This is a genomic window from Limimaricola cinnabarinus, from assembly GCF_047631075.1.
GTDB classification, from domain to species: Bacteria; Pseudomonadota; Alphaproteobacteria; order Rhodobacterales; family Rhodobacteraceae; genus Limimaricola; species Limimaricola cinnabarinus.
Map to the genome: position 1 here is coordinate 138,490 of NZ_JBLHYX010000009.1, position 20,250 is coordinate 158,739.

21 protein-coding genes and 1 tRNA gene are annotated in these 20,250 nt (G+C 67.3%); 10 read left to right on the forward strand and 12 right to left on the reverse strand.

Annotated elements, in window-relative coordinates:
- The first annotated feature begins 158 nt into the window (after positions 1 to 158).
- A complete protein-coding gene (locus ACJASC_RS09585; protein WP_415145511.1) occupies positions 159 to 365 on the forward strand; it encodes a DUF1127 domain-containing protein in 207 nt (68 codons plus the stop codon).
- A gap of 132 nt (positions 366 to 497) precedes the next feature.
- Here the strand turns inward: ACJASC_RS09585 and ACJASC_RS09590 are convergent, their stop codons facing one another.
- The 7 genes from ACJASC_RS09590 to ACJASC_RS09620 form a co-directional block, all read right to left on the reverse strand.
- Positions 498 to 1,658 carry an ATP-binding protein gene (locus ACJASC_RS09590; RefSeq protein ID WP_415145513.1) on the reverse strand — a complete coding sequence of 387 codons (1,161 nt, stop codon included), beginning with the start codon at positions 1,656 to 1,658 and terminating at the stop codon, positions 498 to 500.
- Positions 1,655 to 2,653: a SpoIIE family protein phosphatase gene (locus ACJASC_RS09595; RefSeq protein ID WP_415145515.1), complete on the reverse strand. Its 999-nt coding sequence runs from the start codon at positions 2,651 to 2,653 to the stop codon at positions 1,655 to 1,657. Before ACJASC_RS09595 ends, ACJASC_RS09590 begins: the two co-directional genes overlap by 4 nt.
- Complete coding sequence (locus tag ACJASC_RS09600) at positions 2,650 to 3,057, reverse strand: ATP-binding protein (protein ID WP_415145517.1); 408 nt, start codon at positions 3,055 to 3,057, stop codon at positions 2,650 to 2,652. Before ACJASC_RS09600 ends, ACJASC_RS09595 begins: the two co-directional genes overlap by 4 nt.
- Positions 3,054 to 3,416, reverse strand: a complete 363-nt coding sequence (locus ACJASC_RS09605) for an STAS domain-containing protein (protein WP_415145519.1) — start codon at positions 3,414 to 3,416, stop codon at positions 3,054 to 3,056. Before ACJASC_RS09605 ends, ACJASC_RS09600 begins: the two co-directional genes overlap by 4 nt.
- The gene (locus ACJASC_RS09610) at positions 3,409 to 4,290 is read right to left on the reverse strand and encodes an STAS domain-containing protein (RefSeq protein WP_021695210.1); all 882 of its coding nucleotides are present in this window, start codon (positions 4,288 to 4,290) and stop codon (positions 3,409 to 3,411) included. Before ACJASC_RS09610 ends, ACJASC_RS09605 begins: the two co-directional genes overlap by 8 nt.
- A gap of 98 nt (positions 4,291 to 4,388) precedes the next feature.
- On the reverse strand, positions 4,389 to 5,555 hold the full coding sequence (locus ACJASC_RS09615) for a Fic family protein (RefSeq protein WP_415145521.1): 1,167 nt from the start codon (positions 5,553 to 5,555) through the stop codon (positions 4,389 to 4,391).
- A 498-nt stretch (positions 5,556 to 6,053) separates the two neighbouring features.
- A tRNA-Ser gene (locus ACJASC_RS09620) sits at positions 6,054 to 6,143 on the reverse strand.
- Between the two features lie 204 nt (positions 6,144 to 6,347).
- Between ACJASC_RS09620 and ACJASC_RS09625 the strand changes: the two genes are divergently transcribed.
- The 7 genes from ACJASC_RS09625 to ACJASC_RS09655 all read left to right on the forward strand — a co-directional run bounded on the left by ACJASC_RS09625 (position 6,348) and on the right by ACJASC_RS09655 (position 12,853).
- Positions 6,348 to 7,172 carry an SPOR domain-containing protein gene (locus ACJASC_RS09625; protein ID WP_415145523.1) on the forward strand — a complete coding sequence of 275 codons (825 nt, stop codon included), beginning with the start codon at positions 6,348 to 6,350 and terminating at the stop codon, positions 7,170 to 7,172.
- An 88-nt stretch (positions 7,173 to 7,260) separates the two neighbouring features.
- Positions 7,261 to 8,517 carry a D-alanyl-D-alanine carboxypeptidase family protein gene (locus ACJASC_RS09630; RefSeq protein WP_415145525.1) on the forward strand — a complete coding sequence of 419 codons (1,257 nt, stop codon included), beginning with the start codon at positions 7,261 to 7,263 and terminating at the stop codon, positions 8,515 to 8,517.
- 7 nt (positions 8,518 to 8,524) lie between these two features.
- Positions 8,525 to 9,154 (forward strand): dTMP kinase, encoded by a 630-nt coding sequence (gene tmk, locus ACJASC_RS09635; RefSeq protein ID WP_415145527.1) that lies wholly within the window; start codon positions 8,525 to 8,527, stop codon positions 9,152 to 9,154.
- Entirely contained in the window at positions 9,151 to 10,242 is a 1,092-nt protein-coding gene (locus tag ACJASC_RS09640) for a DNA polymerase III subunit delta' (RefSeq protein WP_415145530.1), read from the forward strand. Before tmk ends, ACJASC_RS09640 begins: the two co-directional genes overlap by 4 nt.
- A 6-nt stretch (positions 10,243 to 10,248) precedes the next feature.
- On the forward strand, positions 10,249 to 11,055 hold the full coding sequence (locus tag ACJASC_RS09645; RefSeq protein WP_415145532.1) for a TatD family hydrolase: 807 nt from the start codon (positions 10,249 to 10,251) through the stop codon (positions 11,053 to 11,055).
- Entirely contained in the window at positions 11,052 to 11,852 is an 801-nt protein-coding gene (locus ACJASC_RS09650) for an MBL fold metallo-hydrolase (RefSeq protein WP_415145534.1), read from the forward strand. The genes ACJASC_RS09645 and ACJASC_RS09650 overlap by 4 nt, the downstream gene beginning before the upstream one ends.
- A gap of 71 nt (positions 11,853 to 11,923) precedes the next feature.
- The gene (locus ACJASC_RS09655) at positions 11,924 to 12,853 is read left to right on the forward strand and encodes an AEC family transporter (protein WP_415145536.1); all 930 of its coding nucleotides are present in this window, start codon (positions 11,924 to 11,926) and stop codon (positions 12,851 to 12,853) included.
- An 84-nt stretch (positions 12,854 to 12,937) separates the two neighbouring features.
- On the opposite strand, the gene ACJASC_RS09660 is transcribed toward ACJASC_RS09655, so the two are convergent.
- The 4 genes from ACJASC_RS09660 to ACJASC_RS09675 all read right to left on the reverse strand — a co-directional run bounded on the left by ACJASC_RS09660 (position 12,938) and on the right by ACJASC_RS09675 (position 17,798).
- On the reverse strand, positions 12,938 to 13,792 hold the full coding sequence (locus tag ACJASC_RS09660; protein WP_021692072.1) for an ABC transporter permease: 855 nt from the start codon (positions 13,790 to 13,792) through the stop codon (positions 12,938 to 12,940).
- 3 nt (positions 13,793 to 13,795) lie between these two features.
- A complete protein-coding gene (locus tag ACJASC_RS09665) occupies positions 13,796 to 15,352 on the reverse strand; it encodes an ABC transporter permease (protein ID WP_045319522.1) in 1,557 nt (518 codons plus the stop codon).
- Between the two features lie 107 nt (positions 15,353 to 15,459).
- Positions 15,460 to 16,584, reverse strand: coding sequence for an extracellular solute-binding protein (locus tag ACJASC_RS09670; RefSeq protein WP_415145539.1), 1,125 nt, complete (start codon positions 16,582 to 16,584; stop codon positions 15,460 to 15,462).
- Positions 16,585 to 16,697: 113 nt separating this feature from the next.
- Positions 16,698 to 17,798, reverse strand: a complete 1,101-nt coding sequence (locus ACJASC_RS09675) for an ABC transporter ATP-binding protein (protein WP_021692075.1) — start codon at positions 17,796 to 17,798, stop codon at positions 16,698 to 16,700.
- 530 nt (positions 17,799 to 18,328) lie between these two features.
- On the opposite strand from ACJASC_RS09675, the gene ACJASC_RS09680 reads away from it, so the two are divergent.
- Positions 18,329 to 19,048: a tyrosine-type recombinase/integrase gene (locus ACJASC_RS09680; RefSeq protein WP_415145541.1), complete on the forward strand. Its 720-nt coding sequence runs from the start codon at positions 18,329 to 18,331 to the stop codon at positions 19,046 to 19,048.
- A 581-nt stretch (positions 19,049 to 19,629) separates the two neighbouring features.
- Entirely contained in the window at positions 19,630 to 19,941 is a 312-nt protein-coding gene (locus ACJASC_RS09685) for a hypothetical protein (protein ID WP_415145543.1), read from the forward strand.
- A 121-nt stretch (positions 19,942 to 20,062) separates the two neighbouring features.
- Here ACJASC_RS09685 and ACJASC_RS09690 read toward each other — a convergent pair.
- On the reverse strand, positions 20,063 to 20,250 hold a 188-nt coding region (locus tag ACJASC_RS09690; RefSeq protein WP_415145545.1), incomplete at its 5' end, for a hypothetical protein.

Here is a 20,250-nt window from a genome sequence, read left to right on the forward strand (position 1 = left end):
CGCCATCGCCATGCAGGGGCTGCAAGTCGCTGCGGCGTGGTTGGATGTGGTCTCCGACCGCCAAGAGGCCCAGATGGGGGTCAACGGCGCCGATGATGACGCCAGCCAGACACGCCGCCCCGAGGGGTGGCCCATCCAGACCCCGAGGAACGCAGATCATGACCAGCTTCACCACCAACCAGACCGCCCGCCCCTCCTTCTTCGCCCGTCTCGGCGCCAGCCTTGCCGAGCGCCGCGCCAAGTCACGCGCCTATCGCATCACGCAGCGCGAGCTTTCGGCTCTGAGCGACCGCGAACTCGTCGATCTGGGCATTCACCGCTCGATGATCGACGACATCGCCCTGCAGGCCGCCAAGCGCGCCTGACCCTTTCCTCGAAATGCCGCGGATCTTTTCCGCCGCATCGGGGTTTGATGGCAGGACAGCCTTCCTCCCGGGCGCGTCCGGTTCGAAATAGCGGCGGCTCTCCCTCCCTGGAGCCGCCGTTTTTTATGCGGTTCAGCCTTCGATCAGCCCGAGTTGCGCTTCTCCGAAGCCCAGCTCGACGCTTAGCCCGCCCTCTCCGTTCGAAGTGCGCACGAAGCCGCCATGCTTCTGCACCATGGTCCGGATCATCCGCCAACCGAGCGAGTCGGACCGCTCGGGCCGCTCCATTCCCGGCGCGAGGCCGCAGCCATCATCGGAAACGGTGAGCTTCAGCACCCCCTCCTCGCGCTTGAGAGACACATGCAGGCGCCCCTTCTCGCGCCCGGCGAAAGCGTGCTTGCAGGCGTTGGTCATCAGCTCGCCCGCCGCCAATGCGAGATCGGTCGCGGCGTTTCCCGACAAGAGCAACGTTTCGCCGGTGACGACAACCTTCACCTCCTGGTCAGGTGTCGAGAAGGCCTGCCGCGTCTGCTCGGCCACATCGCGCAGCAAGGGCAGCAAGGCGGCGCTGTCGGCGGCGGCGGCGCGCTGCAGCTGGTCGTGGATCGCGGTGATCGCCTTCACCCGCAATTCCAGATCGCGTAGCACGCCCCTCGTCTCCTCGGTCTTGGCGGCCGAGCGCGACAGCCGCATCAGTCCGGTCACGAGGGCGAGGTTGTTCTTGGTGCGGTGGTGCACCTCGGCCATCAGCAGGTCGCGCTCCTCGAGCGCGTCAAGCAGGTCGCGGTTCTGCTGGGCCAGCATCGCCGCTGGGTCGGCGCGGCGCAGCGCAGCCAGCGCCTCACCGATCCCGGCGGCGACCGGCGCGGCCTCGGAGGCGGCAAGGCGGGTGTCGAACCCCGCGAGGATGCGCGTCCCCTCGGCACCGCTCTCGACTTCGAAGCGATCGGCGATGCGCTGCACGCCGCGCAGCCCGAGCCCCAGACCCGGTGCCCGCGCCGTTCCGGGCAGCGGATCCGCGTTCGAAAGACGCGCGTCGAGATCAGGGATGCCCGGCCCCTGATCCACCGCCTCGACGCCGAGCGCGAGCCCGCTTCCCTGCGGTTCGAGCGACAGCGTCATGCGCCCGCCGCCGCCGTGCTGGACGATGTTGCGCCCCAACTCCAGCAGCGCCGTGACGATGCGGGTCTCGGCGAACTTGGCGAAACCGCAACGCCGCGCCACCTCTTGGCCGACCATGCGCAGCCGCACGATGTCCTCGTCGGCCTCGATCTTCAGAGTGGTCAGTCTCATGCGATATTCTCCGGGGCAAGCCGCGCCACCAGCGCACAGCAGTCGTCGCGGCCCTTGTTGCGGTCGCGGATCAAATGGGCGGCGATCATCGCGCAGCTCATCCCCGCCGTCGCCGGCAGATCGGCATGGCTGCGCAAGGTTGACAGCCCGTCGCTGTGCAGGATCAGCACGTCGCCCGGCCGCATCGTGGCCGTCTCCACCGGCGGCTGGCGCACAGCGCCGCCCAACCGACCCTCGCGGCTGATCAGCCGCCTCACCTGTCCGCCCGGCTGCACCAGAAGCGCCGCGATGTTGCCGATCCCGGCCAGCCGAAGCCGCCCGTCCGCCGCCTCGATCTGTGCCAGCGCCGCGACCGAGCCACGGCTCCCCGCGAGACGGGTCGACAGCTCGGACAGGATCCCCGACGGATCGTCGCCGCGCAATCCGGAGAGCCCGGCGATCGCCTCCTCGGCGGCGGCTTCGGCGCGCGCGCCGTGGCCAAGGCCGTCCACCGCCATGAGATCGACCCGTCCCGCCACGTCGCGGGCGAACACGCCGTCGCCGCAGGCGCGGTCCCCGGGATAGTTCACCAGGAAGGCGCCTACCTCGACCCCGGCCATCACCGGCGGCGCGCCAAAGCCGCAGACCGCCACGGTGCCGCGCCCCGGCGTCGAGCGGATCTCGAAGCTGTCGGCCAGCCGCCGCATCGCCCCGAGGCCGCCGCCGGCGCTCGACCCGGTCGAGAAGCCGTCCGACAGCGCGAGATCAATGTCGGGAATGCCGGGGCCGCTGTCGATCGCGGCCAGCGTCACCCGCCGCCCCGCGCCGGGCTGCGCCTGCAATAGAAGCTGGCCGCCGCCCGCATGGCGCAGCAGGTTGGTCGCCATCTCGGTGACGACAATCGCCAGCGCCTCGGCGCGGGTCGCATCGACCCGAGCCGAGGCGGCCAGCCCCCGTGCAAGCCGTCGCGATTCCGCCACGGCGCTGGGATCGGTGATGTCGACGGCGTGTCTCATGGCTTGGCCTCCATTTCGACGGTGGTGCCCGACCCCGGACGGCTCTCGATGCGGAACGCCTCGACCAGCCGCCGCGCACCGCCAAGACCCTTGCCCATGCTACGCGCGGTCGAAAAGCCGTCGGTCATCGCCTGATCCAGATCGGCGATGCCTGGCCCCTCGTCGCGGCAGCGGATCATGATCCGCAAGGGCCGCTCGAGCCGATAGACTTCGAGCACCCCGCCGCCCCCGTGGTCGAGCGCGTTTCGGGCGATCTCGCTCACCGCGGTGACGAAGCGGGTCTTTCGTAGTGCACGCGCCCCCATCGCGTCCATCGCCCGCGACACGGCGATCCGCGCGGCCGCGACGTCGCGCTCCTGACGCAGTTCCACCCGCGCCGCCGGTTCCGGCGGCGTGGCGCTCACGCCAGCCCCTTGGCCTTCAGGGACCGCAGGGCGTGGCTGAGCGACAGCGCGGTCCGCGATCCCGGCAGATCCATGCCAAGCTCCACAAGCGTCATCGCCACCGCCGGGCGCATGCCGACGATATAGGTCTCGGCCGCAAGCAGCCGCGAGATCGAGGAGAGCTGCGCGAGGATCCGGCCGACGAAGGTATCGACAATCTCGAGCGCGGCGATGTCGATCACCACGCCCCGCGCCGCCTCGTCGACGATCCGCTCGGAGAGATCCTCTTGCAGGTTGATGATGTCGGTGTCGGTGATGTTGTCGCGGATCGCCACGAGCAGGACCTTGTCGACGCTGTAGATCGAGGCCGCCTCAGACACGGGAATCCTCGATGCGGCTGATCTGGAAGCCGACCCGGCGGAACGCCTCGGCCAGCGCGGCGCGTATCGAGGGACGCGTCGTCACCTCGCCCACATCGACGCCAAGCTCGACCATGGTCTGGGCGATCTTGGGCGAGATGCCGGAGATGATCGCCTCGGCCCCCATCAGCCGCACGGCCGCGGCGGTGCGCAGCAGATGCTGCGCCACCTGCGTGTCGACGACCCGCACGCCGGTGATGTCGACGATCACCACCTCGGCGCTGTGCTCAACGATCGAGTTCAGAAGATTCTCCATCACTTCCTGCGCGCGCATCGAATCGAGCGTGCCGATCAAGGGGATGGTCAGAACCCGCTCCCAAAGCTGCACCACCGGGGTGGACAGCTCCATCATCTCGGCGCGCTGGCGTTCGATGATCTCGTCGCGCTCGGCGATGAAGTATTCGTTGATGTGCATGGCCAGCGCATCGACGATGCGCCCGAAATCGGCCGCGATCGACAGCAGCCTGTCGGGCGTGCCGGAGAGGCTTTCGTTCAGTTTCACGAAGACCGGCTGCTTGAGCGCCAGGATGAAGGCGGTCATTTCCCACGGGGCGACGCCGCGTTCGGTGCGCACCAGTGTGATTTCGGACAGCGCGAGGCGCAGCTCGGACCAGACATCGGCCTCGATGTCGACCGGCTCGGTGATGTCGATCCGGGCCAGCACCTCGGCAAAGGCGCGCAAGAGGTCCGACAATTGGCGGCGGCTCTCGCGGTCCGAGAACAAGTCGGGGCGGCGCACGCCCTCGCGCTTCTGGGTCGCGAACCAGGCGTCGAGCACGCCGTCGAAATCCTCGCGCAGGAGGCGGCTCAGTTCAGTCGTCGGCGCAACGGTCATATTCGGTCCTAACTGGTCACGGCGGCTTATCGATAGGGGCTGTCGCGCCGGAAGGAAAGCCTTGCGCCCGGCTCACTTGGCGGGAACCGGCCTGCGCCTCAGCCGCCGCGCCGCCGACCCAAGAGAGCATCCGCCCGGCCCAGCGCCGTATCCATATCCGCAAGGGCGCGCGTCATAGCCTCGCGCCCGGCCCGCGGATCGGCCTCCCTGCCCTGCGCCGCCCCGAGACCCGGGGCCGGACGGCGTGGCCGGACCGCCAGCCGCTCGGCCAGCCCCGGCACCGACCAGATCCGCGCCGTGCGCCGCCGCGTGATTTCGCGCAAGAGCCCCTGCTCGACCAGTGCGTCGATGAGGTTGGTGGCGCCGCGCGGCGTGACGCCGATGCGCTCGGCCAGAAGCCCCGAGGTCAGGCAGGGCGCCGAGGCGAAAGCCTGCGCCGCGTCGCCCAGCCGCGAACGCCCGTGCCGTCCCTCGCCGCAGGCCCGCGCCCGGCGCAGCCATTCGCGCGCCCGGCCGATGCGGCCGATCTCCATGCCCAGCACCGTGCCGAGCCCCTCGATCAGATCCGCCAACCCGCTGGCGGTGCCCGGCGACCACGGCCGGTATCGACCCACCGACAGCGCCAGCGCCGGCGTCGCGACCCAATCCGCATCGACCCGCCCCGAAAGGCCGCGCATCGGATCCTCCTCGAAGGCCACGACCCCGCCGGGCCCCGGCGTCGCCCGGCGCCGTGCCCCTTCGACCGCCATGAACAGGGCCCTCTCGACCATCGGGTTGGCGCGGCCGCTCGACCGCGCATAGGCCCCGCTCACCCGCAGCGCCGCAAGGATCGGCGGATCTTGTGGTCGCAGCGCCGCAAGGGCGGCGTCGAACGCGCCCGAAGCAAGGCTGTCCTCGCCCGCTGCCGCGCCGCGTTCGGCACCCGCGAGCCCGCCCGCCCGTCGCTCGAGCCGCGCGAGGGTCTCGGCAGGCCGCGCGATTGGATCGCCCGGGGCCTTGAGCGCGCGGATCAGCCCGAGCGCCAGCTCTCCCGCCACCGGATCGCCGCGCGATATCCCACCGCCCGCGACGCGCGGCAGCAGGTCCGCCTCGGACACCCGCCGCCCTTCGAGCGCCACGGAGGCCACCGCTTCGGCCACGGCCATCTCTGAGCGCCACAGGTTGCCCGCATCGGGATCGGCCCGACCGAAGGCTTCGATCCGCGCCGCGAGCACTTCGATCCCGAGCAGATCGAGCGCCCCTGCCGCGCTGTTCCTGCCTGCCATGCCCGTGCCCCCGCCCTTGATCGCCCGCCGATCAGACTGACCCGCCGCCATACGGCTTGTCCACCGGCTATCAGGCGCGGTCGAAGATGCCCGGGGGCTCGCATTGCGGACGCGCGCCTGTCACGGCGCGTGGTGCGTTGAGGTGGCAAGGTTCCCGCCCGCGTGCCAGCCGCGAGATCCGGCTTCCCCCAGACGAGGCCGCTCTCGGAACAGACCTCATCTGGTCGTGTCCCGGGGCGGGAGCGGGGGGCAACTTCGGCAAGCATATGAACTGACAAAGGTCCGAGCGGCCAGCCCGTCGCAGCACTTGGCACCAAGGGGCTTCGTATTGCGAAAGGCGCTGGGCGGGGATCAAGCCGGGCAGTAGCGGAGTTGGACGCCCCCAACTTAGCCCCGGCCTGTCGCATCGCAGCGCACCCAAGCGCAAACAGCATAATGGGCCCTATGGTGGGTAGGGTGGTCAAAATTGACGATGTATTAAACAAAATCAATGGAGCCTGGCGGAGGAGGTGGGATTCGAACCCACGGTACGCTCTCACGCACGGCGGTTTTCAAGACCGCTGCAATCGACCACTCTGCCACTCCTCCGGCGCACTCGCCCTAAGCACTGCGGCGCGATTCGGAAAGAGGTCCGATCACGCGATTTTCCGCGAGCTGACGCGCTACCGGCTTTCAAAGCCGCACGCCCCCCGATATGTTCGCCACGCATCGCCGACCACCCGATCGCGGGCGGCGGTGAACAGACAAGAGCGGACCGGGCAACGGTCCGAGCGGGCAATCGAGGGACGACACATGCCAGCCACCATTACTGCGCGGCCGGTCGCGATGCTGCTGGGCACGCTGCTCGCCCTCGGTGCCTGCGGCGAGACCGGCTCCGCCACCGGCCCCGGCGGCGCCGACCGCACCGAGATCGTCTCGCGCGACGTGGAGGCCCCAGGCGTGTTCCAGGTCACCGATTCCGGCCTGTGGGACGGGCGCCCCTCGCTGGGCGGCGTCTGGGTCGCCTATCCGGAGGTCGACGTCGAACAGATCGGTCAGGTCGTCATCCGCAACGAGGCCAATGGCCGCTTCGTGATCGGCGCGCTGTTTCGGCGCGAGCGCGAAACGCCGGGACCGGCGCTGCAGGTCAGCTCCGAGGCCGCCGAAGCACTGGGAATGCTCGCCGGTGCGCCCGCCCGGCTCAACGTCACGGCGCTGCGCCGCGACGAAAGCGCCGCCCCCGAGGCCCCCGGCGCCACCACCGATTTCGACGACCCCATGCCGATCGCCGCCGTGCCGCTGCCGCCCACCGACGGCGCCGCCGGGGCTCCGGCGGCGGCACCCGAGACCCTCGCCCCCGCGCCTGCGACGCCCGCCCTCGAGACGCCCGCCCCGAGCGGCGATCTCGATCGGCCCTTCATCCAGATCGGCATCTTCTCGGTCGAGGCCAACGCCCGCGACACCGCCACGGCGATGGAGGTCGAGGGGCTGGCCGCGCGCGTCGTCACCTCCGAGATCCAGGGTTCGAGCTACTGGCGCGTCGTCGTCGGCCCCGCCGCGACGGCGGAGGCCCGCGACGCGGCGCTGGTGCGCGTCAAGGCTTTGGGCTTCACGGATGCCTATTTCGTGCGAAACTGATCCGGGACCGGGCCGACGCATGGCCCGGTCTCGACCTCTTCTTCCCGGCCGCCGCCGCGTGGCCCGCCAACCGACCGGAGCGACCTTGATGATCCGTGCCGTCTTCCTCGCCGCCGCGACCCTCGTCGCTCTCACGCCCCTCGCCCATGCGCAGGGCTTCGAGACACCGGCCCGCGCGGCCTATGTGCTCGACCACACCACGGGCACCGAGCTTCTGGCCAAGAACGCCGACGAGGCGCTGCCGCCCGCCTCCATGTCCAAGCTGATGACGCTCTACATGGCCTTCGAGGCGATCGCCTCGGGGCGGCTGTCGGCCGATCAGCGTCTGCCCGTCTCCGAACATGCCGCCTCCTATGGCGGCTCTTCGATGTTTCTCGACACCACCGACCGTGTGCGGGTCGAGGATCTGCTGCGCGGGGTGGTCGTGCTGTCGGGCAACGACGCCTCCGCCGTGCTGGCCGAGGCGCTGTCGCCGGACGGAACCGAGGCGGGCTTTGCGCGGCTGATGACCGAACGCGCCCGCGAGATGGGCATGATGAACTCCACCTTCGCGAACTCCAACGGCTGGCCCGATCCGCGTCAGCGCATGTCGATGCGCGATCTGGGCATCCTCGCCAGTCACCTGATCTCGGATTTCCCGACCTTTTACCCGATGTTCGCCGAGCAGGAGTTCGAGTTCGATGGCCGCGTGCCGTCGAACAGCCAGAACCGCAACCCGATCCTCGGCCTCGGCATCGGCGCCGACGGGCTCAAGACCGGTCATACTTCCGAGGCGGGCTACGGCCTCGTCGGCTCGGCCAAGCAGGGCGAGCGGCGGGTGATTTTCGTGATCACCGGCCTCGACAGCACGGAATCGCGCCGCGTCGAGGCCGAGCGGATCGTCAACTGGTCATTCCGCCAGTTCGCGCAGCGCGACATCGGCGCCGCCGGCACCCGGATTTCGGAGGCCGAGGTCTGGATGGGTGAGCGGAACCGGGTCGGCCTGACGCTGGCCGAGGACGTGTCGGTGCTGCTGCCCGTCATGTCGGGCGACGATCTCGCCGCCGAGGTGGTCTATCAAGGCCCCGTCGAGGCCCCGATCGAAAAGGGCCAGGCATTGGCCGAGTTGGTGATCGCGCGCGAGGGGATGCCCGCGACGCGGGTACCGCTGGTGGCCGAGACGGGCGTGGCGCGGGGCGGCTTCGTGCCGCGGGTCAAGGTCGCGGCCTCGGTGCTGTTCGATCGCTTCGGTCCCGAGGGGCTCACGCTGCCCGGCCTCGATCCCTTGGCCGAGGACCCTGCCCCGGAAACCGACGCGACCCCCGAGGCGGAGCCCGCCACCCCCGCCACCGAAGACGAAACCTGATCCGCCGGTGTCCGGCCTCTTCATAAGCTTCGAAGGTATCGACGGCTCGGGCAAGTCCACCCAAGGGCAGCGTCTGGCCGAGACGCTGCGCGCCGCCGGGCGCGAGGCGGTGCTGACGCGCGAACCGGGCGGCAGCCCCGGCGCCGAGGAGATCCGGCGGCTTGTGCTCACCGGCGATCCGGCGCGCTGGTCCGCCGAGACCGAGCTTCTGCTCTTCACCGCCGCGCGGCGCGACCACCTGGAGCGGACCATCCGCCCGGCGCTCGAGGCCGACAGGATCGTCATCACCGACCGCTTCGCCGACAGCACCCGCGTCTATCAGGGCGCCACGCGCGGCGACCTGCGCGACACGGTGGACCGGCTGCACGCGCTGATGATCGGCACCGAGCCGGACCTCACCTTACTGATCGACATGGACCCCGCCACCGCGCTCGAACGCGGCCTCGCGCGGCGCTCGGGCGAGGACCGGTTTGAGGATATGGGGCTGGGGTTCCAGGAAACGCTGCGCGCGGGCTTTCTCGATCTTGCCGCCAAGGCCCCGGAGCGGTTTCGCGTGATCGACGGCGACCGCGCGCCCGACGAGGTGGCCGCCGAGATCGCGGCCATCGCCCTGCCCCGCGCCGGGATCGCGCCATGAGCGAGGATCTGCCCGATCCGACCGGCCTGCCCGGCCTGCCGCACCCGCGCGAGACGGCGCGGCTGATCGGGCAAGACGCGGCGGTGGCCGAGTTCCTCGCCACGCAGGCCGGGGGGCGGATGCATTCGGGCTGGCTCGTCACCGGGCCGATGGGGGTGGGCAAGGCGACGCTGGCTTACCGCATCGCGGCGCATCTTCTCGCCGGGCGCGACGCCTCCGAAGGGCTGGAGATGGCCGCCGATCACCCCGACCTGCGGCGTATCCGCGCCGGGTCGCATCCGCGTCTCTTCGTGCTCAAGCGCGGCCCCAACGACAAGGGCGACCGGATCTCGGCGCAGATCCGGGTCGAGGAGATGCGCAAGCTCAAGAGCTTTTTCCATCTCAGTTCCACCGATGGCGGCCACCGCGCGGTGATCGTCGACGCCGCCGACGAGATGAACCTCTCGGCAGCCAACGCGCTTCTCAAGGAACTCGAGGAGCCGCCCGCCAACACCACCCTGATGCTGATCTCGCACCAGCCCTCGGCCCTGCTGCCGACGATCCGCTCGCGCTGCCGGGTGCTGCGGCTGCGCCCGCTCGATCCCAAGCCGCTGGCTGAGGCGCTGTCGCAGGCCGGTGTCGCGAGCGAGGCACCCGAGGCGCTCTCGGTGCTGGCGGCGGGGTCGGTCGGTGGCGCGGCCCGCATCGCGCAGGCCGACGGGCGCGCGCTCTATGCCGATCTGGTGGCGCTTCTCTCGGGGCTGCCGCATATCGACCGGCCCCGCGCCATCGCCATGGCCGATGCCTGCGCCGGCAAGGGGGCCGAAACCCGGTTTCCGCTGATGCTCGACCTGATCGACCTCCTGCTGACCCGTGCGGCGCGCGCCGGGTTGATGGGCGCGCCGGATCTGGAGGGGGCACCGGGCGAGGCGCGGCTTCTGACGGCGCTGGCACCCGATGCCCGGGCGGCGCGGCGCGTGGCCAACCTGCAGCAGGAGTTGTCGGCGCGCGCCCGGCATGGGCGGGCGGTCAACCTTGACCCTTCGGCGCTGCTTCTAGATATGCTGTTGAGGATCGAAGCGATGGCGACCGGTGTCGCCGCAGCCTGAGGCCAGATGACTTCTCCAGATTTCCAACTCGTCGACGCGCATTGCCACCTCGACTTTCCCGACTTCGCCGAGGAACGCGAGGCGGTGATCGCCCGTGCCTTGCAGGCCGGCGTGACCCGGATGGTCACAATCTGCACCAAGCTGAAAAACGCGAGTGCCGTGCGCGCCATCTCGGAGGCGCACGACCCGGTGTTCTGGGCCGTGGGCACCCATCCGATGAGCGCCGCGGACGAGCCGCTCGCCTCGGTCGAGGATCTCGTGGAACTCGCCCGGCACCCCAAGATGGTCGGCATCGGCGAGACCGGGCTCGACTACCACTACACCGCCGAGAGCCGCGCGGTGCAGCAGGAGAGCCTGCGCATCCACATCGAGGCGGCGCGCCGCACCGGCCTGCCGCTCATCATCCACGCCCGCGACGCCGATGACGACATGGCGCGCATTCTCGCCGAGGAGCATGCGGCGGGCGAATACGCCTGCATGATGCACTGCTTCTCCTCCTCCGCCGCGCTGGGCCGGGCGGCGCTGGATCTCGGCTTCTACCTGTCGATGTCGGGCATCGCGGCCTTTCCGCGCTCGGGCGAGCTGCGCGAGATCTTCAAGAGCGCCCCGCTCGACCGCATCCTGGTCGAGACCGACAGCCCCTATCTCGCGCCGCCCCCCCATCGGGGCCGCCGCAACGAACCCGCCTATACCGCCCATACGGCCAAGGTCGGTGCCGAGGTCTTCGGCCTCTCCCTGCCCGAGTTCGCCGCCCGTACCTCGGCCAATTTCGACCGGCTGTTCTCCAAAGCCGCCGGCTGGAGCCGCGCATGAGCGACCGGTTGGAGGCGCGCATCCTCGGCTGCGGCTCCTCGGGGGGCGTGCCACGCCTTGGCAATCTCTGGGGCGATTGCGACCCCGCCGATCCGCGCAACACCCGCACCCGCTGCTCGCTCCTGCTGACGCGGCACGGGCCGGGCGGCGTCACGCGGGTGCTGATCGATACCTCGCCGGACCTGCGCGCGCAGATGCTCGACGCCCAGGTGGGCGAACTCGACGGTGTGGTCTGGACCCATGCCCATGCCGACCACGTGCATGGCATTGATGATCTGCGGATGATCGCCTTCAACATGCGCAGCAGGCTGCAATGCTGGGCCGACGCGCCCACCACAGAGGCGCTGATGCTGCGCTTCGGCTATGCCTTCGAGACGCCCGCGGGCTCGGCCTACCCACCGATCTGCGACTTGCACCCGATCGACGGCGACGTGGTCGTGACCGGTGCCGGCGGCGAGATCCGCCTCTCGCCCTTCGACCTCGTGCATGGCAACATCACCGCGCTGGGCCTGCGCTGCTGCGGGCTGGCCTATCTCCCGGACGTCAACGAGATCCCAGAGGCGGCATGGCGGCACCTGCAGGGCCTCGACTGCCTGATCGTCGACGCGCTGCGCCGCAGCCCGCATCCGAGCCACGCGCATCTCGCCCTGACGCTGGACTGGATCGAGCGCGCCGCCCCGGGGCGCGCGGTGCTGACCAACATGCATTACGACCTCGACCATGCCATCGTCGCGGCCGAAACCCCCGACCACGTGACACCTGCCCATGACGGGATGACGCTGGTCTTCGAGCTCTAGGCAAGGGGTCCCGCCCCTTTCGATCCGATATCACGCAAATCCGCGGCTCCGTCCCGCGCGGAGGCCCGAACATGCTGCTGCTGCTGACCGTCACGCTGCCGGTCTTTCTGGTGCTGGGCTTCGGCTATCTCGCCGCGTGGCGCGGCTGGATCGGCGAAAACGCGATCGACGGGGTGATGAAGTTCAGCCAGAGCTTCGCGATCCCCTGCCTTCTGTTTCTGGCCATCGCCCGGCTCGATCTGGGGCAGGAATTCGATCTCGCCCTCTTAGGCAGCTTCTATGCGGGCGCGCTGGCGGGGTTCTTCGCGGGACTGTTCGGAGCGCGGCTGATCTTCGGTCGCAGCTGGGAGGACGCGGTGGCGATCGGTTTCGTCGGGCTGTTCTCGAACTCGCTGCTGCTGGGCCTGCCGATCACCGAGCGCGCCTACGGGGCCGACGCGCTGCAGGCCAATTTCGCGATCATCGCGCTGCATTCGCCGTTCTGTTACGCGGTGGGGATCACCGCGATGGAGCTGGCCCGGGCGCAGGGCAAGAGCCTGCGGCAGCTGCCGCTCAAGGTGCTGCGCGGCATGGGGCGCAACGCGCTGATCCTCGGCATCGGCCTCGGGGCGCTGGTCAACCTGTCGGGGCTGGTGCTGCCCGAGGTGGGGATCGAGGCGCTCGAGATGATGGCGCGGGCGGGGTTGCCGACCGCGCTGTTCGGCTTGGGCGGCATCCTCTACCGCTACCGCCCCGAGGGGGACATGCGGGTGATCCTCTATGTCGTCGCGGTGTCGCTGGTGCTGCACCCGGCGGTGGTCTGGGGCGTGGGCTCTCTGGCGGGGCTACGCGTCGAGGCGTTCCGCTCAGCGGTGATCACCGCGGCGATGGCGCCGGGGGTGAACGCCTATCTCTTCGCCTCGATCTACGGCTCGGCCAAGCGGGTGGCCGCCTCGGCGGTGCTGATCGGCACGGTGGCCTCGATTCTGACCGCGACGCTCTGGCTGGCGCTGCTGCCCTGATCCGCATCGGACGCGAAACGCCCCGCAGGTGACCTGCGGGGCGTTCGATGCCGTGTCACGGGTGGGCCCGGCCTCAGTCCGGCCTCAGCCCGGCGACATGCCGCGCAGCCGTTCGGAGCGGCGCCGCAGCACCTCGAGCGTGACCAGAAGCACCACCGAGATCGAGATCAGCACCGTCGCGGCAGCGAGGATGGTGGGCGAGATCTGCTCACGCAGGCCGGTGAACATCTGCCAAGGCAGCGTCTTCTGCCCCGCGGAGCCCACAAAGAGCACCACCACCACCTCGTCGAAGGAGGTGATGAAGGCGAACAGCCCGCCCGAGACCACGCCCGGCAGGATCAGCGGCATCTGCACCTTGAAGAAGGTGCGCACCGGCCCCGCCCCGAGGTTCGCCGCCGCCCGCGTCAGCGAACGATCAAAGCCCACCAGCGTCGCGGTGACGGTGATGATCACGAAGGGGATGCCCAGAGCGGCGTGGGCGAGCACCACGCCCCAATAGGTCCCCTGCAGGCCGATCCGGCTGTAGAAGAAATACATGCCCGCCGCCGAGATGATCAGCGGCACGATCATCGGCGAGATCAGGATCGCCATGATCGCCCGGCGGAACGGCACGTGCGGCTGGCTCAGACCGATCGCCGCGAGCGTGCCGAGCGCCACCGACAGGAAGGTCGCGACCGGCGCGATCTTCAGCGAGTTCCACAAGGGCACCTGCCAGTCGGGGTTGGTGAAGAAGTCGCGGTAATGCTTGGTCGAATAACCCTCGGGGTCGAGCGCCAGCATCTCGGGCGTGAAGGTGAAGAAGTTCTCGGCGTTGAACGACAGTGGGATGATGATGAGGATCGGCGCGATCAGAAAGAAGAAGATCGCCGCGCAGATCACGAGGTAGGAATAATGCCAGACCTTCTGGCCGGTCGAGGCATAGGGGGGAAGTCCAGCCATGTCTCAGCCTCCCAGCTTGACGTTGTCGATGCCGACGATGCGGTCGTAGACCCAGTAGAGCGTGAGCACGAGCGCCAGCAGGATGGTGCCCAGCGCGGCCGCGAGGCCCCAGTTCAGCGACGACGAGATGTGGTAGGCGATCCGGTTCGAGATGAAGACGCCGGAGGTGCCGCCGACGATCTCGGGCGTGATGTAGTAGCCGATCGACAGGATGAAGGCGAGGATGGAGCCCGCGCCGATGCCCGGCACCGAGAGCGGGAACCACACCCGCCAGAAGGCGGTCCAGTCGTTCGCCCCCATGGATTTGGCGGCCCGCATGTAGGAGGGCGGGATCGTCTTCATCACCGAGTAGAGCGGCAGGATCATGAAGGGCAGCAGGATATGCGTCATCGCGATCACCGTGCCGGTGGCGTTGTTGATCAGCTGCAGCCGGTTGAGATCGTCCACCAGCCCGAGCCAGACCAGCGTGTCGTTGATCACGCCCTGCTGTTGCAGCAGCACCTTCCAGGCGCTCGTCCGCACCAGAAGCGAGGTCCAGAACGGCAACAGCACGAGGATCATCAGCACGTTCGCCGTGCGCAGCGGCAGCGTCGAGAGCAGGAAGGCGATCGGGTAGCCCAGCAGGATGCAGGAGAAGGTGATCGCCATCGACATCCACATGGTGCGCCAGAACAGCTTGAGATAGATCTGCTCGCTCTCCGGGCGCCATTCGGCCTCGCCGCCGGGGCCGTTCATCATGTCGACCGAGTTGAGGAAATAGCCGTCGGTGTAGTTCGGGCTGTAGGTCTTGATGACCTGCCAGACGTCGGGGTCGACCCAGTCCTCATCCGACTCCTCGAACAGCGCCTTGATCGAGACGCTTTCGAAGTTCGAGACATCGACATCGGGAAAGCCGGAGGGCGACGCGCCGTTCGCGAAGTCGCGGTAGAGCGCGGTATAGACGAAATCCTCGACATCCTCTTCGAGCGGGTCGTCCTCGTTGGCCTCGACGGTCAGCGTGACCCACGCGTCCCACGCGTCGGCGGTAAAGGGCAGCGCCTCGCGGATTTCGTCGTCGGCCATCCAGTTCGACCACGCGACGGGGTCCTCGAGCGCAGGTGCGGCCTCGACGAACTGGTCGGTGTAGATATCGGTGTCAAAGCGGCCGACATCGCGGCCGGTGCCGCGGAACAGCGAACTCAGGCCGGTCGATTCGTAGTTCAATCGGCTGCCCAGACGGGTGTGCGACTTGTATTCCGCAGCGATGAAAAGATCGGTGTAAAGCGCCTCGTAGACCGGCTCGCCGGGGGCCGCCTCGGGCAGGTTCTGGTCCTCGCGCAGCGCCGCCACGGTGCGCGGCAGCGTCTCCGAGACGATCTGGTTCTCGACCGAGCGGAACAGCATTTCGGCGATCGGGGCCACGAAGGCAACGAGGATGAAGACCAGCAGCGGCGAGATCAGCAGAAAGGCGCGCAGCTTCTCGCGCCGCAGCGCCCGGTTCAGGCTGTGCTTGAGAGGTCGGCCGTCGGCGGCCAGCATCGGGCCGTTTTCGGTCACCTCGCCGCCCGGAAGCACCGCCATCGGCTGGCTCGGGGGTGTCGTCGCGCTGTCGGTCATCATGCCTCCGGGATTGGGGGTGGGACGGGGCCATGGCGGCCCCGCCCCGTCATGCGGTCAGGCCGGAGGCCTTACTGCGCGAGCCAGGCCTGGAACTTGGCGTCCAGATCGTCGCGGTAGTCGGCCCACCACTCGTAGTTCTGCACGAAGGCACCTTCCGAGTTCTCGGGGTTGGTCGGCATGTGCGGCGCCATGTCGATGCCGAGCGTGGCGTGCTCGCCGACCAGCGGCGCCGAGGATTTGCGGGCCGGGCCGTAGGAGATGTACTTGGCCTGATCCGCGAGGCGCTGGGTGTCGGTCGCGAAGTAGAGGAAATCCTTGACCCGCGCGAGCTGCGGCTCGTCGAGGCCCTCGGGGATGATCCAGCCGTCGAGATCGTAGGACTGGGTGTCCCACATCATGTTGACCGGCTGGTCCTGCTCGACGATCAGGCTGAACAGGCGACCGTTATAGGTCGAGCCGAAGACCACCTCGCCATCGGCGAGAAGCTGCGGCGTGTCGGCGCCCGAGGACCACCAGATGGTCTCGTCCTTGATGGTGTCGAGCTTGGCGAAGGCGCGGTCCTGGCCTTCCTCTGTCTCGAGCACGTCGTAGACGTCCTCATAGGCGACGCCGTCACAGATCAACGCCCATTCGAGGTTGTTGTGCGGGCGCTTCTCGAGGCTGCGCTGACCCGGGAAGGTCTCCAGGTCGAACACGTCGCAGACGCTCTCGGGCTGCTTGCCGTCCCACTCGGCCACGTCGTTGCGATAGCCGAAGGTGTAGGAGTAGGCGATCTGCGGGACAAAGCAGTCGGAGACCAGCATCTCCTCGCCGAAATCCTCGGAGGCCGGGGTGCCGTCGGGCGCGGGCGCGAGGTCCTCGTCCGCGTCGATCTCCATCGCGAGACCTTCGTCGCACAGGCGCATCGCATCGGCGGCGGTGGCGTCGACCAGATCCCAGGTGACGTTGCCCGCCTCGTTCTGGGCGCGCAGCTTGGCCACGGCCTCGGCCGAGCTTTCGTCCCAGGTAACGGTGACATCCGGGTTGGCCTCGAGATAGGGCTCAACATAGGCCTTGAGCTGGCTTTCCTGATAGGCGCCGCCCCAGCTGACGATGGTCATCTCGTTGGCCATCTCGGTATGCGCCTCGGCGCCCGCCATGGTGGCGGTGGCCACGAGCGCGGTGGTCGCTGTCAGTAGACGAGTGATGTTCATTCAGAACTCCCGTTGTATACCCGGTTCTTGGTGTCACTGGGGGCGCTGTCCGGGTGGCGGCACCCCGCTTGGCCGCGCCCCTTTCCGTTGCCGGGGGGCGCGGAGACGCACGCTCAGGCGTCGAGCGCGCGGCAATCCTCGGCGAGCCAGCCGATGCGGATCTGTTCGCCCGGCTTCAGGCGCGGCTGGTCGGGGGCGTTGCGCGTCTTCATGATGAAGTCATCGCGCCCGGCGACCTTGAGCCGCGTCCGGAAGGTGTCGCCCATGTAGATGAACTCCTGCACCGTGGCGGGCAGCGTGTGCGCATCCGCGTGCAGGCGTTCGAGGTTGGATTCGACCCGTTCGGGGCGGATCGAGACGCGGGTGCGTTCGCCCACCTTCGAGACGTTGACCGGCAGCGCGTCGATCAGCTCGCCATCGTCGAGCCGCACGAGGCAGGAGGTCGCGTCGATCCTCTCGACCACGCCCTCGAGCGTGTTGTTCTCGCCGATGAACTGCGCGACGAAGCTGTTCTGCGGCTTTTCGTAAAGCTCGTCGGGCGGCGCGAGCTGCTGGATCCGCCCGTCATCGAACACCGCGACGCGGTCCGACATGGTCAGCGCCTCGGTCTGGTCGTGCGTGACATAGACCACCGTGATGCCCAGGCGATGCGCCAGATCGGTGATCTCGAACTGCAGCGTCTCGCGCAGCTGCTTGTCGAGCGCGCCCAGAGGCTCGTCCATCAACACCAGCTCGGGTTCGAACACCAGCGCCCGCGCTAGGGCGATCCGCTGCTGCTGACCACCCGAAAGCTGGGTCGGACGGCGGTTCTTGAACTCGCCCATCTGCACCATATCGAGGGCGCGGGCGATCTTCTTCTCGCGCTCGGACTTGCCCAGCTTGCGCACCTCGAGCGGGAAGGACAGGTTCTCGCCCACTGTCATGTGCGGAAACAGCGCATAGTTCTGGAACACCATGCCGATGCCGCGCTTGTGCGGCGGGATGTTGTTGATCGACTTGCCGTCGAGCCGGATCTCGCCATGGGTGGCGGTCTCGAAGCCCGCGAGCATCATCAGGCAGGTGGTCTTGCCCGAACCCGACGGCCCGAGCATGGTCAGGAACTCGCCCTTGGGCAGCGAAAGATTGAGATCCTTCACGACGAGCTTCTCGCCGTCATAGCTTTTCTGCACGCGTTCGAACTCGACGAACGCCTCTGAACTCGAGCCTTGGGCCAAGCCTTGCTCCCTGTTGTAATGCCGGCGGATTTTTTCCGCACTTGTCGAGCAAGACTAAAACAAGCTGCCCCCCGCATTGCAACCGAATAGCCGACCCGTGACCATGACGCCGGGTCACATCTCAAAGGGGCTGCGTCGAAGTGCCTGCCACGCAGGCAGTGTCGGAGTTCAACGCGGCGCGATGCCGCAGTCAATATGGGACCAAAACGGAACAACCATGAGATGTATTTTTATAGCATTTTCACTTTTTGCGAGTCTCGGCTGTCGCTGATGGACAATCTCCTGTCGGATTTTGCCTCCGCCCGGTTGCCCGAACGGGCCTCCACCGCGCCATCAAAAGCCGCCCCTTCCAGCTGCATGACGAACGAAAAAGGGCCAGCGTTTCCGCGGCCCTGCAATCCGATGCTCGTCTGCTTTGGGAGATCCGGCGGCCCGCCTTGCCGGCGGGCCTGCCTGAATGGTGCGGTCGAGAAGCACCGAAGCCATACCGAAGGGGGTTGCGTAAACCCGATAAATAGTCACCAGATTTCATGTCACTAACCGGCATTTCACCGATCAGCGTCGACCAAGAACGACGCGAAACGATGCTCACTTTGTGGGGCAAACTGTGGGGTCACGATATGGCGCTAACCGCCCTCAAGCTGAAGAACCTCGGACCGGGGACTTACCATGACGGCGATGGTCTGATGATTGTTCGAACCACAAACGGCGGCAGTTGGACCTATCGGTACAGTCATCTCGGGAATCGGCGAGACATGGGATTGGGGTCCTATCCAACCGTTTCCCTCGCCATGGCAAGGCAAGAACGCGACCGCTGGAAGCTGCTCTTGGCTCAAGGACAAGACCCAATTGGAGTCCGAAGGTTGCAGAGGGCCGCAACAGCTGCCGACAAAACTCGCAAGGATCCAACCTTTCGAGAAATGGCTGAGATGATCCTCGAAGCAAAGAAGGCTCGGCTCCGTGGAGACGGCACCCGCGGTCGCTGGATGTCCCCCCTGGAGACACACCTCTTCCCGGTCTTCGGCAAAAAGCGCGGATCAGAACTTACTGCGCAAGACATCGTCGACGCACTGAAACCAATCTGGCGGACCAAGCATCCGACTGCAGAGAAGGCCGTTCAGCGCACCCGCTTCATTCTCCACGAGGCACAGATCATTGGCTATCCTGTGGATCCGATAATAGTTGAGCAAGCCACGCGAATGCTGGGTGCCCATGTCCACACGACCATCCATATCCCCGCAACCCCATAGCAGTCCCTTCCGGAACTTTTCGCGAAATTACCCGACTCGAATGTCGGGCAGTGCTTACGGCTCATGATTCTGACCTAGTTCGTCTAAATGGCTGCACAGGGGCCCGCTTCGAAGAGTTCAGCGCGGACATCTGGACCGTACCCGCTGAACGCGTGAAGGGCACTGTAGGCAAAGTTTCAGATTTTCGCGTTCCGTTGTCGAAGGCAGCTTCGGCGCTCGTGACGGACCAATCTAATTTTTTTGATGATTTCTTATTCCCTGGAACCAGCGGTAAGCCCATCACTGACCGTGCCCTTGAATTGTGCCTAGATAGCTTGGGCGAGAGCGGTAGGCCTCACGGGTTCCGGTCGAGTTTCCGCAGCTGGGTACAAGAAACAGAAGCGTGTTCTTGGGAGATCGCAGAAACTATCTTGGACCACCGGATTGGAAATACGGTGGAGCGCAGTTATGCCCGTTCGGACATTCTAGACCGACGGCGACCGGTAATGGAAGCGTGGGCGGCCCACGTTATTGGCTTTCAGTCGAAAGAAGGCCCGCCCGACCCCATCGCTCATTCTTTGTCTGTATAAAGGACTAGTCCAATGGAAAAAAATGATGCCCTTCTCGTAGAAGTAACGAAGACATATCTGGTTACGCCGGAGCAAGCGCGGCAGGCGCTCGTGGCGGCCAAGGCTCAAGCGGAACAGATAGTTTATTATTCCCGATCACCAGACGGTACAGAAACACAAGTCCAAGGTAATGAATACCTAAATTCTGACGGCCAGCCCGACGTCGCAGCCGCCATTGCCGACCTAGATGATCCGACCGGTATGATCGGCGTCGAAGAGGTTGGGGCCGCGTCTCGCACTCTTTCACCAGACGAAGTTGAAAAACTAACAGCTGGATGGGAGTAAAGCCGATGGTCTAATCGCGCAAATACCAAATCTCGGGTTTGATGAAAGTACAGCCTTCCTCAGCTTAGCGAGGTCTTCATTTCCGGGACAGGCTCGCGGCACTGCCAAGTTTCCCCATGGGTCATGCCATCGCTTTCCGGCAGGCACTCTCATGGGCGTCGGCAAGCTTCACTCCACACCAACTGACCTGCCCCCCTCGAGATCCCTCAGTCTGATGTAGAGTTTGCTCAATTGCAAAGGAGCAGACGATGCGAAAGAGCCGCTTCACCGAGGCGCAGATCATCGGGATGATCAAGGAGCAGGAAGCCG